Source organism: Sphingomonas sp. AAP5, from assembly GCF_004354345.1.
GTDB lineage: Bacteria > Pseudomonadota > Alphaproteobacteria > Sphingomonadales > Sphingomonadaceae > Sphingomonas > Sphingomonas glacialis.
Window position 1 is genome coordinate 3,250,682 of the sequence record NZ_CP037913.1, and the last position, 12,157, is coordinate 3,262,838.

General features: G+C 67.3%; 14 protein-coding genes. 6 read left to right on the forward strand and 8 right to left on the reverse strand.

Going from position 1 to position 12,157, the window contains the following annotated elements:
- Positions 1–73 precede the first annotated feature (73 nt).
- The 3 genes from rplT to hisN all read right to left on the reverse strand — a co-directional run bounded on the left by rplT (position 74) and on the right by hisN (position 1,790).
- The gene (rplT, locus tag E2E30_RS14965; protein ID WP_133191094.1) at positions 74–439 is read right to left on the reverse strand and encodes a 50S ribosomal protein L20; all 366 of its coding nucleotides are present in this window, start codon (positions 437–439) and stop codon (positions 74–76) included.
- Between the two features lie 17 nt (positions 440–456).
- A complete protein-coding gene (gene rpmI, locus E2E30_RS14970) occupies positions 457–660 on the reverse strand; it encodes a 50S ribosomal protein L35 (RefSeq protein WP_010184218.1) in 204 nt (67 codons plus the stop codon).
- Positions 661–1,007: 347 nt separating this feature from the next.
- Positions 1,008–1,790 carry a histidinol-phosphatase gene (hisN, locus tag E2E30_RS14975; RefSeq protein ID WP_133191096.1) on the reverse strand — a complete coding sequence of 261 codons (783 nt, stop codon included), beginning with the start codon at positions 1,788–1,790 and terminating at the stop codon, positions 1,008–1,010.
- A 163-nt stretch (positions 1,791–1,953) separates the two neighbouring features.
- On the opposite strand from hisN, the gene E2E30_RS14980 reads away from it, so the two are divergent.
- The 5 genes from E2E30_RS14980 (at position 1,954) to ung (ending at position 6,146) form a co-directional block, all read left to right on the forward strand.
- A complete protein-coding gene (locus E2E30_RS14980) occupies positions 1,954–2,958 on the forward strand; it encodes a GGDEF domain-containing protein (protein ID WP_133191098.1) in 1,005 nt (334 codons plus the stop codon).
- Between the two features lie 383 nt (positions 2,959–3,341).
- On the forward strand, positions 3,342–4,811 hold the full coding sequence (locus E2E30_RS14985) for a S41 family peptidase (protein ID WP_133191100.1): 1,470 nt from the start codon (positions 3,342–3,344) through the stop codon (positions 4,809–4,811).
- Positions 4,812–5,009: 198 nt separating this feature from the next.
- Positions 5,010–5,138 (forward strand): hypothetical protein, encoded by a 129-nt coding sequence (locus E2E30_RS21140; RefSeq protein WP_268249508.1) that lies wholly within the window; start codon positions 5,010–5,012, stop codon positions 5,136–5,138.
- Between the two features lie 2 nt (positions 5,139–5,140).
- Positions 5,141–5,443 (forward strand): alkylphosphonate utilization protein, encoded by a 303-nt coding sequence (locus E2E30_RS14990; protein WP_229839393.1) that lies wholly within the window; start codon positions 5,141–5,143, stop codon positions 5,441–5,443.
- Positions 5,444–5,453: 10 nt separating this feature from the next.
- Positions 5,454–6,146, forward strand: coding sequence for a uracil-DNA glycosylase (gene ung / locus E2E30_RS14995; RefSeq protein WP_133191104.1), 693 nt, complete (start codon positions 5,454–5,456; stop codon positions 6,144–6,146).
- Here ung and E2E30_RS15000 read toward each other — a convergent pair.
- The 4 genes from E2E30_RS15000 to E2E30_RS15015 are packed head-to-tail and all read right to left on the reverse strand — an operon-like array spanning position 6,143 to position 10,707.
- Entirely contained in the window at positions 6,143–7,159 is a 1,017-nt protein-coding gene (locus E2E30_RS15000; RefSeq protein ID WP_133191106.1) for a DNA polymerase III subunit delta, read from the reverse strand. The genes ung and E2E30_RS15000 overlap by 4 nt on opposite strands.
- A 21-nt stretch (positions 7,160–7,180) precedes the next feature.
- Entirely contained in the window at positions 7,181–7,684 is a 504-nt protein-coding gene (gene lptE, locus E2E30_RS15005; protein ID WP_133191108.1) for an LPS assembly lipoprotein LptE, read from the reverse strand.
- Complete coding sequence (gene leuS, locus E2E30_RS15010; protein WP_133191110.1) at positions 7,681–10,233, reverse strand: leucine--tRNA ligase; 2,553 nt, start codon at positions 10,231–10,233, stop codon at positions 7,681–7,683. The genes lptE and leuS overlap by 4 nt, the downstream gene beginning before the upstream one ends.
- Before the next feature lie 12 nt (positions 10,234–10,245).
- A complete protein-coding gene (locus E2E30_RS15015) occupies positions 10,246–10,707 on the reverse strand; it encodes a DUF3576 domain-containing protein (protein ID WP_133191112.1) in 462 nt (153 codons plus the stop codon).
- A 252-nt stretch (positions 10,708–10,959) separates the two neighbouring features.
- On the opposite strand from E2E30_RS15015, the gene E2E30_RS15020 reads away from it, so the two are divergent.
- The gene (locus E2E30_RS15020) at positions 10,960–11,688 is read left to right on the forward strand and encodes a hypothetical protein (RefSeq protein ID WP_240698954.1); all 729 of its coding nucleotides are present in this window, start codon (positions 10,960–10,962) and stop codon (positions 11,686–11,688) included.
- Between the two features lie 6 nt (positions 11,689–11,694).
- On the opposite strand, the gene E2E30_RS15025 is transcribed toward E2E30_RS15020, so the two are convergent.
- Positions 11,695–12,141, reverse strand: a complete 447-nt coding sequence (locus E2E30_RS15025; protein ID WP_240698955.1) for a thiamine phosphate synthase — start codon at positions 12,139–12,141, stop codon at positions 11,695–11,697.
- Between the last annotated feature and the right edge of the window lie 16 nt (positions 12,142–12,157).

Sequence of the window (12,157 nt, forward strand, 5' to 3'; positions counted from 1 at the left end):
GCTAAAGGAGGCCAAAAAGAAAGGGCGCCGGTGTTGCCACCGACGCCCCGATCTTGTCTCGCAGCAGGTCGCCTTAGGCGGCCTGGGGCAGAGCCGCCTTTGCCTGCGCGATGATGACGCTAAACGCGGCACCCTCGTGCATCGCCAGATCGGCGAGGACCTTGCGGTCGAGTTCGACGCCGGCGAGCTTCAGGCCGTGCATGAACACGCCGTAAGTGAGGCCCTCGACGCGGACAGCCGCGTTGATTCGCTGGATCCAGAGTGCGCGGAAGTTGCGCTTCTTAACCTTGCGATCGCGATAAGCGTACTGGCCGGCCTTCTCGACGGCCTGACGGGCGATACGGATCGTGTTCTTGCGACGGCCATAATAGCCCTTCGCCAGATTGAGGATCCGCTTGTGCTTTGCGTGGGTGGTTACACCCCGTTTTACGCGTGCCATTCTCTAATTCCTTCCGCTCAGCCGAGACCGTAAGGCGCCCACGCCTTGACGGTTGCCGTATCGGCCTTGGACAGCAGCTTGGTGCCGCGGTTCTGACGGATGTACTTGCTGTTGTGGCTCATCAGTCGGTGACGCTTGCCGGCGACGCCGTGCTTCAGCAGGCCGGTTGCGGTGAGCTTGAAGCGCTTCTTGACGCCGCTCTTCGTCTTGAGTTTGGGCATTTTCGTCCTTTCCAAATATGCGACGATCTATGAACGGCCACGGCAGCCCATACCGGCCGGGCAGTTCCTCTTACTCGCAGGAGGGGCGGCGCTTAAGCGAGAGTCGCGCAAAACGCAAGGCGGCAATGCGCCCGCGCTGTCCTACAAGCCGCGAATCTGCTATGCGGGACTGGCTCTTTGACATCGTCCAAGTCGGATCACCCAGTCGGATCACCGCGCGCGACACGCCCGGCCCCGATGCGGACGCTCACGCCCCTCACAGATCAGCACAAAATTCGAAACGATCCCCCCGTTCGAATTCCGCCCAGGGGTCAATCGAGTCAACCACCCCTCGGTTCGTCGCAACCTCAATGCCCGCGACAGGCAAGCGCCTCGAGAATCTCCTCGATCCGCGCCGGATCGCCCGCCGCGACGACCTCGCCGACCGAATCGGCGGTGAGCGGGTCGCCCTGCCAGTCGCACATCCGCCCGCCCGCACCCTCGACCACCGGCACCAAGGCGGCGAAATCGTGAAGCTTCAGCTGCGCCTCGACCACCACGTCGAGCCAGCCGCTCGCGACGCAGCCATAATTGTAGCAATCGCCGCCGAGCACGGTGCTCATCACCGCGCCGTCGAGATGCTCGAACGCATGGAGCTGCGAATCGTCGAACAAGGCGGGCGAAGTCGTCGCGAGCAACGCCTTGCCGAGATCGGCGCACCGCCGCGTCGCGGCCGGCTTGCCGTTGAACAGGGTGGGCTTGCCCATCACGCCGGTCCAGCGTTCGCGCAGGATCGGCTGGTCGATCACCCCCATCATCGGCCAGCCCTCGATCACCAGCGCGATCAGCGTCCCGAAGATCGGCCGCCCGGAAATGAACGCGCGCGTCCCGTCGATCGGATCGAGCACCCAGGCGCGCCCGCTCGTGCCCTCCTTGGTGCCATATTCCTCGCCGATGATCGCGTCGGCGGGAAAGGCGCGCTCGATCAGCGCCCGCATCGCCGCCTCGGCGGCGCGGTCGGCGAGCGTCACGGGCGAGGCATCGTCCTTCGCCTCGAGCCCGTGATCGGCACGGTAATAGGGACGGATCGCCGCGCCCGCCGCATCGGCAAGGGCAGCAGCAAGGGCGAGATCGGTGTCGGTGACGCGCATCCGCATTTGCCTAAAGCGGCTGGCGGGGTTTCGCCAGTCATCACGTCGCTGACGCCCCGCGTTTCTGTGCGTACGGCCAGTCACCCAATTTTAGCAGTTGGCGTGTAGACAGGCAGGACTGGCCACCGCTTGTGGCACATGATGCTGAGGGGCTTTGACAGCGATGGGTCTAGCGAGGAGCACACGGCTCGTTGCAGCCGAAGATCGTGCTGCGCAGGTCTTCGATTGCGTCCGTGCGTTCCTGACGCTGCACCGCCTGAGCGCCGACCCGGCGCATTACGCGTTCGCACACGAGGTGGTGTGCAATCCCACCGGCGTGCTGGCCCAGTCGGTCGGGACGATGACCGAGGGTGGGATCCGCTTGTCGACGCGCGACATCGAGACGCTTGGCGGCGGCCACGCCGAATCGTCGAACGATCCCGCTCCGTCCGACGGACTCGTCGCGCAGACCCAGATGCAGGTCGAGGGCTTCACCGACATGGTCCGCTCGATGCGCGCCGAGACCGCCGATTTCGGACGCGATCTCGCCGCGAGCGCCACGGCGATGCAGGGCGGCGCGAACAGCGACGACTTGGTTCGGCTGACCGCGGTGATGCTCGATCGCGTGCGCTCGGCCGAAGCGCGCTTGCAGGCCGCGACGTCCGAGGCCGACCAATTGCGCGAGAAGCTCGAGGAAGCGCGCGGCGACGCCCGCCGCGACCCGCTGACCGGGCTTCCCAACCGCCGCGCGTTCGAAGAGGCGTTTGCCGAGCACATGGCGCGCGGCACCCGGCTGTGCCTCGCGGTATGCGACGTCGATCGCTTCAAGCGCGTCAACGATCAATTCGGCCATTCGGTCGGCGACCGCGTGCTCAAGGCGATCGCCGAGGCATTGAACACGGCCTGCGACGGCCATTTCGTCGCACGCTACGGCGGCGAGGAATTCGTGATCCTGTTCTCGAACGTCGATCTCGCAACGGCCCACACGACGCTCGAATCGGCGCGACTCACCGTCGATGCCAAGCGCTACCGATTGCGCGAGACCGACACGCCACTTGGCGCGGTCACCTTCTCCGCCGGGCTGTCGTCGGCCGACGTCGGAGAGCCGCTCGGCGCCGTATTCGGGCGCGCCGACAAGCTGCTCTACGCAGCAAAGGACGGTGGCCGGAATCAAGTCCGGCTAGCCTAGCAAGCTACGCCTATATTTGGCGTAACTTCCGATGCGACCTTCGACAATATTGCGAAGCGCTACGATATTACATTGTTTTCGCTGATTTTATTGATCTGGCACGGCGCATGCAAAGGTCTTGGCATCGACGCTTCGGATGGTCCGGAGCGCCAGATTACAAAGGGACCTCCATCATGACCGACCGTTTCGAATCGCTCCAACGCGTCGCCGTCTCGCTCGTCGCCGCATTCATGCTCACCGCCCTTCTGGCCTCGACCGCCGTGTCGCTCGCCCCGATCGCCTGATCGGGAGCGGGCAACCGCGTGTCTTTCGACGCCCTCGCATTTTCGGACTGACAAGGTCGATACAGGCCCTTAAGCTGCTCTTCTTTGGGGGAGTTGTTGATGACGAAGCGGCGCAGCGTGACCCATTGTCTGGCGCTTGCCGCCTTGCTCTCGGCCTGCAGTGGTGGCGGAGGCGGCGGAGGCGGGTCGACCTCGAGCCCGACCGCATCGACTCCCGCGCCGACACCCACCCCGACGCCAACCACCGTCGCAGGCTGTTCGCTGCGCGACCGCCAGGATTGGGCGGCAGCCCAGCTGCGCGAATGGTATCTGTTCCCCGATACGCTGCCCGCCGTGCTCGACCCGACGCCGTATGCGACGGTCGGCGACTATGTCGACGCGCTGACGGCAACGGCGCGGGCGCAGCGCAAGGACCGCTATTTCACCTACCTCACCTCGATCGCGAGTGAGACCGCGTTTTACGACAGCGGCGCGAGCGCCGGCTTCGGCTTCCGTCTGGCGATCGATTCGACCGCGCGGCGCGCGTTCAGCGCGGAAACCTTCGAGGGCACCCCCGCGCTCGCCGCCGGAATCGATCGTGGAACCGAGATCCTTGCGATCGGTACGACAACGGCGGATCTCCGCACGGTCGATTCGATCATCGCCGCGCAAGGGAGCGCGGGGGTAAGCGATGCGCTCGGCCCCAACACCGCCGGAACGACGCGGCTGCTCCGGATCAACGACGCCGGCGGGACGCGCACTGTGACGCTCAGCAAGACCGATTTCGCGCTCACCCCGGTCTCGAGCCGCTACGGCGCGCAGATCATCAACGATGGCGGCCGCCAGGTCGGCTATATCAACCTGCGGACCTTCATCTCGACCGCCGATCCCGCGCTGCGGGCGGCCTTCGCGTCGTTCCGAACCGCCGGGATCACCAACGTCATCATCGATCTGCGCTACAATGGCGGCGGACTGGTCTCGATCGCCGAGTTGATGAGCAATCTGCTCGGCGCGAACCGCGCGACGTCGGACGTGATCGACTACATGACCTTCCGGCCCGAGAAGTCCGCGAACAACACGACCGCGTTCTTCGCGCCGCAGCCGCAATCGATCACGCCGACCAAAATCGCGTTTATCGGGACCGCGGGCACCGCCTCAGCGAGCGAGCTCGTCCTCGCGGCGCAGATTCCGTATCTGCGCGCCAATGTCGGGCTGATCGGCACCAACACTTATGGCAAGCCCGTCGGGCAGATCGCGCTCGACCGCCCGCAATGCGACGATCGGCTCCGCGTCATCGCCTTCGCACTGCAAAATGCCAACCGCCAGGGCGCCTATTATGATGGCGTGCGCAGCATCGTCGAGGCCAGCTGCCAGGCAAATGATGACATCACCCATCAAATGGGGAGCCCGCTCGAAAGCTCGACGCGCGCCGCGCTCGATTATCTCGCCGGGCGCAGCTGCACCCCGATCACCGCTGCCGCGACGAGCAGCGTCGCGGCGCGCTCGTTCCGCGCCGATACCGCCGCGCTCGAACTGATGACGCCCGACCATCCCGACTCCGGGCAGCGCCAGGTCCCGGGGTCGTACTGAGCGATTGTCGGGGAGTGCCGGACGCAAAGGCGACCAGCGTCCGGCCGCAGGGTAACGGGCGCCCGCCACACAGGGCACCGCGATCCGTCCTCGATCGTGGCGCACGCGATCGACCCGCGCGTGTCCGAATTGATGCGGGTCCCCCCGCGCTTTGGCGCTAGGGTCGGGCGGGGCCTTTCGCCCCGGTCAGGAACCGTCATGGCGAAGAGCCAGAAGAAATCGAACAAGGAAGTGCGCAAGCCCAAGGCCGAGAAAGCGCCCAAGGCCAATGCCTCGAACCCGACCAGCAAGGGCCAGCCTGTCCCGATGGTCACGATCAAGAGCTGAACATGAGCGACACCGACAGCTATATCTATGACGAAGCCAGCGGCGAATGGGTCGCCGCGGCCGACGCGCCAGCCGCCGCGGCAGACGATACCGTCGTCGTCCGCGATTCGGTCGGCAACGTGCTCGCGGACGGCGATCAGGTCACGCTGATCAAAGATCTCACCGTCAAGGGCGCCGGGCAGACGCTCAAGCGCGGCACGCTGATCAAGGCGATCCGGCTGACCGGAGACGCGCAGGAAATCGATTGTCGTTACGAGGGTATCAAGGGCCTCGTGCTGCGCGCCGAGTTCGTCCGCAAGCGCTGACGGGACGACGATGCAGCCGTTGCCTCCGCGCTGGCGCGACGCGTTGGCGAGCGACGTCGCGCAGCCGTACATGCAGGCGCTCGATGCGTTCCTCGATGCCGAGCAGGCAGCGGGAACCGAGATCTTCCCGGCCCGCGCCGATTGGTTTCGCGCGCTCGAACTGACGCCGCCCGAAGCGGTGCGCGTCGTGATCCTCGGGCAGGATCCGTATCATGGGCCGGGCCAGGCACACGGATTGAGCTTCTCGGTCCCGAACGGCCTACGAATCCCGCCGAGTCTCCGCAACATCTACAAGGAGCTCGAAACCGATCTCGGCATCGCACCTGCCCCGCACGGCCTGCTCGACGCATGGGCGACGCAGGGCGTGTTGTTGCTCAACGCGGTGCTGACGGTGCGGATGGGCGCCGCTGCCTCGCACCAGAAGCGCGGCTGGGAGCGGTTTACCGACGCAGTGATCCGCGTGGTGGCGGCGTCGCCCGATCCCACCGTGTTCGTGCTGTGGGGCGCGCACGCGCAGAAGAAGGCGGCGTTCGTTCAGGACGTGACGCAGGGTGGCCGGCACCTCGTGCTCAAGGCGGCGCATCCCTCGCCTTTGTCGGCTTATACCGGCTTTTTCGGCAGCCGTCCTTTCTCCGCCGCCAACGCGTTTCTCACCGCGCACGGACGCGGCACGATCGACTGGGCGTTGCCGCCGGGCGCTTAACCGCGCTGCCGCGCCGCCATCCGCGCAACGCCGAGCATCGCTGCGTCCGACAGGACGGTTCCCGCGTTGGACGGCGCCATTGTCGCGCGTTCGGCGCGGCGGACGCGGTCGATCGCATCGCTGATCTTGGGTGCCGACCAGATCCGCAGCGCCGCCGCGGTCGCCGCGCGTTCGCGAAAGAAGACGCGCTCGATCACGCTGTTGATGTTCGCGCCATTGTCGATCTCGGCGCGCAGTTCGGCGAGACTCATCAGGCGGCGCACGAGCTGGCGGAGCAACGGGATCGGCGAGACGCCCGCGACCGCGAGCCGCGCCAGTTCCTCGCCGAGCACGTCGGGCCCGCCGCCGATCGCGGCATCGATCGCGCGCGACATTTCCGAGTCACCCAAGTCCGCGCCGATCGCATCGAGCGCGGCATCGTCGAGCTCGCGCGGCCGCTCGGGCGCGGCGTCGAGATAGAGCGCGATCTTCTCGAGCTCGCGCGTCATTACCGCGCGGTCGCCCGCCGCGGCGAGCGCGATTCGCGCCGCCGTCCCGCCCATCGTGCGCAGGCCCTGTTCGCGCGCGATGCTCGTCGCGATCTTGTCGGCCTCGCCGCCCTCGGGGACGTAGAACACGCACGACATTGCGCGCGGGTCGCCCGTCGCAAGCTTGACCAGCGCTGATGTCGCCTTGGCGCTGGGCGCGAGCAGGACGACGGGATTGCCCGCGCGCTCGGCCGAGAGCAGCAAGGTCGCCGCCGCGACGCTTTCCTCGCCCGCGCCCGCGACGCGGATGTGGCGGGCGGTGCCGAACAGCGACATCGACGCGGCTTCGTCGGCGAGCCGCCCGGGATTGGCCTTGAGCAGAGCGGGCTCGAGATCGACACGCTCGGCATCGGGCCCGAGCGCGCGCGCGACACGCGCCGCTATGTCGCGCGCGCCCGCTTCATCGGGGCCGTAGAGCACGTAAAGCCGGATGTCGGGGTTGCCGCTGTCGATCGCGCGCGTCAGCTGGCTGAGATTGGCTTTCACGACGCCCGCCCGCGGGGCATGTCAGCGCGGCTCGGGCGCGGTACGCTGCACATAGGTTGCGACGCGCGCGACGATCTGGTCGGCGACGATCTGCGACAGCCGTTCGAGCGCAGTGTCTTCGGCCGCGATCGTCGCATATTCCGAATTGACCGCGTCGATGCCGGCGTCCGACCCGGCGGTCGCGTCGAGCAGCACCGACCCGTTCGACAGGTCGACCAGCTGATAGCGCGCGCGCAGCGTCCGGCGCTCGCGCGAAATGCTGTTGTCGCGATTGACGCCGAGCCCGGTGATCTGATCGTCGAGCTTGATCTCGAGCCGGTAGCGCGGGGTCGCCTGCGCGTGGAGCCGGTCGCGCAGCGCGTTGGTCATCAGCCACCCCGACTTGCCCTCGATCGGACCGACCTCGATCTGCGTCAACCCGCCCGCGACCACGCCAGAGCCGCCGCCCGAGTAGAGCGGATGCAGCCCGCAGCCCGCCAGCGCGAGCGCGGCGAACGGGACGAGGAGGGCAAGCCGCCGCATCATGCGACGATGTTCACGAGACGATCGGGCACGACGATGACCTTCCGAGGGGCTTTGCCTTCGAGGATGCGGACGATCTTGTCCGACGCGAGCGCCGCGGCTTCGACCGCATCGCTGGGATGGCCCTTGGGCAGCGTCAGCGTGTCGCGCAGCTTGCCATTCACCTGCACCGCGATGGTGACTTCGTCCTCGACCAGCAGCGCCGCATCGACCGCGGGCCACGGCGCGTCGGCGATCAGGCCTTCGTTCCCGGCGGCGGCCCACGCCTCTTCGGCGAGATGCGGCGCCATCGGCGCGACGAGCCGCATCAGCGTGGCGATCGCGGTGTCGCGCGACGCAGAGGGCTCGGCGCGTTCGATCGCGGCGGTGAGCTCGTACAATTTGGCGACCGCCTTGTTGAAGCTCAGCGCCTCGATATCGAGCGCGATGCCGGCGATGCTCTGGTGCAGCTTGCGGTCGAGCGCGGCGCTTTTGGCACCACCCTCCCCGGCACGCTCGCCGTCGAACAGCCGCCACAGCCGCTGGATGAAGCGCCACGAGCCTTCGATCCCGCTCTCGCTCCATGGCAGATCGCGCTCGGGGGGTGAATCGGAGAGCATGAACCAGCGCGTCGCGTCGGCACCATACTGATCGACGATGCCGGTCGGGTCGACGGTGTTCTTCTTCGACTTCGACATCTTCTCGACGCGGCCGACGGTGACCGTCGCGCCGGTCGCTTTCTCGGTCCAGCCGTCGCCGTTGCGGACGATATCGTCGAGCGACAGCCATAGCGGCTTGGTGATGCTGTCGACGCCGTCGCTGCCGAGCTCGGTGATCTGCCGGCTATACGTCTCGTGCGTGACCATGCCTTGCGTGAACAGCCCCGCGAACGGCTCGGCGACGTCGAGCAGCCCGATATGTTTCAGCGCGCGCGTCCAGAAGCGCGCGTAGAGCAGATGCAGGATCGCATGCTCGACCCCGCCGATATATTGCGCGACCGGCAGCCACTTCTCCGCGACGGCGCGGTCGAACGGCTTGTCCTTGGGCTGGCTGGCGAAGCGGATGAAATACCACGACGAATCGACAAAGGTGTCGAGCGTGTCGGTCTCGCGCCGCGCCTGCCCGCCGCACGACGGGCACGCGACATGCTTCCACGTCGGATGGCGATCGAGCGGGTTGCCCGGGATGTCGAACGACACGTCCTCGGGCAGCACGACGGGGAGCTGGTCCTTGGGCACCGCCACCGCGCCGCACGCGTCGCAGTGAATGATCGGGATCGGCGTGCCCCAATAGCGCTGGCGGCTGACGCCCCAGTCGCGCAGGCGGAACACGGTCGATCCGGTGCCCCAGCCCTCGCCCTCGGCGCGCTGGATGACCACGCGCTTGGCATCCTCGACGTCCATGCCATCGAGGAAGTGCGAGTTGACGAGCGTGCCGGGGCCGGTCGCGGCTTCGTTGCCCTCGAACGCCGGGTCGGTCACGTCGCCGTCGGAGACGACGCGGCGGACCGGAAGCTCGTATTTCCGAGCGAAATCGAGATCGCGCTGGTCGTGCGCGGGGACGCCGAACACCGCGCCGGTGCCATATTCCATCAGCACGAAGTTCGCGATGTAGACCGGCAGCTGCCACGCGGGGTCGAACGGATGCGCCGCGGTGAGGCCGGTGTCGAAGCCGAGCTTCTCCTGCGTGTCGAGCTCGGCCGCGGTGGTGCCGCCGCGCTTGCACACAGCGATGAACTCGGCGGCGGCGGGGTTCTCGGCCGCCAGCGCCTGCGCGATCGGGTGATCGGCAGCGACGGCGACGAAGCTCGACCCGAAGATCGTGTCGGGGCGCGTGGTGAACACCTCGACCGCGCCACCGTCGGACAGCTTGAAGCGGAACTGCAGCCCCTGGCTGCGCCCGATCCAGTTCTCCTGCATCAATTTGACCTTGTCGGGCCAATGCTCGAGCCCGTCGAGGCCTTCGAGCAGTTCGTCGGCAAAGTCGGTGATCTTGAGGAACCACTGCGACAGCTTGCGCCGCTCGACCAGTGCGCCCGAGCGCCAGCCGCGCCCGTCGATCACCTGCTCGTTGGCGAGCACGGTCATGTCGACCGGATCCCAATTGACCGAGCTTTCCTTGCGATAGACGAGCCCGGCCGCGAACAGATCGAGGAACAGCGCCTGCTCATGCCCGTAATACTCGGGCTCGCAGGTCGCGAGCTCGCGGCTCCAATCGAGCGCGAAGCCCAGCCGCTTCAGCTGCGCCTTCATCGTCGCGATATTGTCGCGCGTCCAGCCGCCGGGATGGACGCCCTTCTCCATCGCGGCATTCTCGGCGGGCATGCCGAACGCGTCCCACCCCATCGGGTGGAGCACTTCCATACCGGTCATCCGCCGATAGCGCGCGAGCACATCGCCCATCGTATAGTTGCGGACATGCCCCATGTGGATCTTCCCCGACGGATAGGGGAACATCTCGAGCACATAGGAGCGCGGCTTGGTCGAGCTATCGTCCGCGGCGAAGGTGGCGCGGTCGTCCCACACCTTCTGCCAAGCCGCGTCCGCCTTCAGCGCATTGAAGCGTGACGCCATAAGAGTGCTGCCTCAGCCCGCGACGGCGGCGCGACGCAGGTCACGCGCCTTGGTCAGGATGATGTCTTCGAGCTTCTGGACGGTTGCCGCCTGGACCGGGGCCGCAACCCACTGGCCGCCCTGGTTGACCTGGCGAAGCGCTGCAACGCGCAGGCCGTCGGCGCGCAGATCCTGGTCGAGGATCGTCACCGTCACCTTGACGCGCTCCGAAGGCGCCGCCGGGTTGATGTACCAGTCGGTCACGATCACGCCGCCGTTCGAATCGGTCTGCAGCAGCGGCATGAAGCTCAGCGTGTCGAGGCTCGCGCGCCAGAGATACGCATTGACGCCGATCGTCGTCACCTTCGACGCGGCGAGATCGGCGTTGACCGGGCGGCCACCCTTTTGGCCGCACGCGCCGAGCGACAGCGTTGCGGCAAGCGCGCATGAAACCACGAAAAGGGTGCGGGGCGCGGTGCCTGAGCGGCGGATCATCGGCGGTTCCTGAGCAAAACGGAGACTTGGGAGTGGCGGTATCTATAGAATGTTGCGCGTTCGCCGCAAGCAACACCTCCGGCGGCTCCTTCGACGATCGGGCAAGGTCGAGCGGGGCATCGCGCAATGTGTGTCCTTCGTGACACTCTTCAGGGAAATTGCGCCATTACGGTGGTGCGACGGAATTGATTCGTGATAGGCGCGTTGTCAGATAAGCGATGCCGAATTGAGGCTCGCACAAAGGGGTCGCACGTGTTGTCTGTTCGTTGGTTGTCCGGGATTGCTGTGGGGTCGCTCGTCGCCCTCGGCTGTGCCGTGGCTCCGGCACTCGGCGCAAGCGAATCGCCAGCGGCACGCTTTGCCGCCAAGCGGCCCGTGTTCGTGCGTGGCATCGGTTCGTTCACCCCGGCATCTGCAGACCCCCGGCTCGCTGCGATCTTCGCGCGTGGTGGTCTCGATACCAGCGGCTTCCGCTTCACCCCGTCCGATGCACGCGGCGAAGGCGCCCGTCCCGTGACGGTTGCGATTCGCGCCCGCTCGGCGCGCGGCATCGCCGTGGTCGATCGTACTGCGCCGGTTGCGGCCTCGACCACCAGCCTGACGCCGATCGCCTACAATCTCGGCGTCGCCGTCGGCTGGAAGCGCTTCGCCGTCTCGGGCGACGTCTCGAAGGTCGACCTCGCCGGTCTGCCCGGTGGTCGCGAGGCCGCCGATCTCGGCGTGAGCTATACCGGCAACCGCTTCACCGGCCGCGTCAAGGCAGCGACCGATCGTCCGCTCGCCGGCGCGCCCAAGTTGATCGAGGACGCCCCGGCCTATTCGATCGACGTCGGCGGTTCGTATGCGCTGACGCGGCGGATCGATGTCACTGCCGGCGTCCGCTACAAGGCCGAGCGGGATCGTCTGATCGAACAGCCTGCCGCCGATGCGACTCGTCGCGACAGCCAGGCCGTCTATGTCGGGACCGCGTTCCGCTTCTGACGCGACTCAGGGCGTCAGCCCGTCGATCGCCGCCCAGCCGACAAAGCCCAGCGCCTTTATCCGCTTGAACCGCGCGCGCGTCATGCCGCCCAGCGCGATTGCCGGACATCCCGCTGCACGCGCGATCGCCGCGGCGCGCAACGGCCCAAGCGCGCGCGCGCCGGGATGCGTTCGCGTCGGATAGACCGGCGAGACCAGCACCGCGGCGGCACCGGCGCGGCGTGCGGCGATCGCCTCGCGAAGCGAATGCGCCGGGTGCAGCGCGCGGCGTTGCGCGGCGCCGCCGCCCTCGACCAGCACGAGCGCCCGCTGCCGTGCGATCTGCGCGACGCGGGCGAACAGCGCGGCGCGCTCGGCGGGCGCAGTGGCGAAATGCCGGAACACCACCCCGCTTCCCTTCGGAAGCGCGGCGAGCGCGGGCCATAGCGCCGCGCCCATCCGCTCGTCGGTCATCAGCCACAGCGCCGGC

Bases quoted from the DNA above. Each gene is read 5' to 3' on its own strand.
- rplT (WP_133191094.1), bottom strand. From the start codon at position 439: ATGGCACGCGTAAAACGGGGTGTAACCACCCACGCAAAGCACAAGCGG.
- rpmI (WP_010184218.1), bottom strand. From the start codon at position 660: ATGCCCAAACTCAAGACGAAGAGCGGCGTCAAGAAGCGCTTCAAGCTC.
- hisN (WP_133191096.1), bottom strand. From the start codon at position 1,790: ATGCGCGTCACCGACACCGATCTCGCCCTTGCTGCTGCCCTTGCCGAT.
- E2E30_RS14980 (WP_133191098.1), top strand. From the start codon at position 1,954: ATGGGTCTAGCGAGGAGCACACGGCTCGTTGCAGCCGAAGATCGTGCT.
- E2E30_RS14985 (WP_133191100.1), top strand. From the start codon at position 3,342: ATGACGAAGCGGCGCAGCGTGACCCATTGTCTGGCGCTTGCCGCCTTG.
- E2E30_RS21140 (WP_268249508.1), top strand. From the start codon at position 5,010: ATGGCGAAGAGCCAGAAGAAATCGAACAAGGAAGTGCGCAAGCCCAAG.
- E2E30_RS14990 (WP_229839393.1), top strand. From the start codon at position 5,141: ATGAGCGACACCGACAGCTATATCTATGACGAAGCCAGCGGCGAATGG.
- ung (WP_133191104.1), top strand. From the start codon at position 5,454: ATGCAGCCGTTGCCTCCGCGCTGGCGCGACGCGTTGGCGAGCGACGTC.
- lptE (WP_133191108.1), bottom strand. From the start codon at position 7,684: ATGATGCGGCGGCTTGCCCTCCTCGTCCCGTTCGCCGCGCTCGCGCTG.
- leuS (WP_133191110.1), bottom strand. From the start codon at position 10,233: ATGGCGTCACGCTTCAATGCGCTGAAGGCGGACGCGGCTTGGCAGAAG.
- E2E30_RS15015 (WP_133191112.1), bottom strand. From the start codon at position 10,707: ATGATCCGCCGCTCAGGCACCGCGCCCCGCACCCTTTTCGTGGTTTCA.
- E2E30_RS15025 (WP_240698955.1), bottom strand. From the start codon at position 12,141: ATGACCGACGAGCGGATGGGCGCGGCGCTATGGCCCGCGCTCGCCGCG.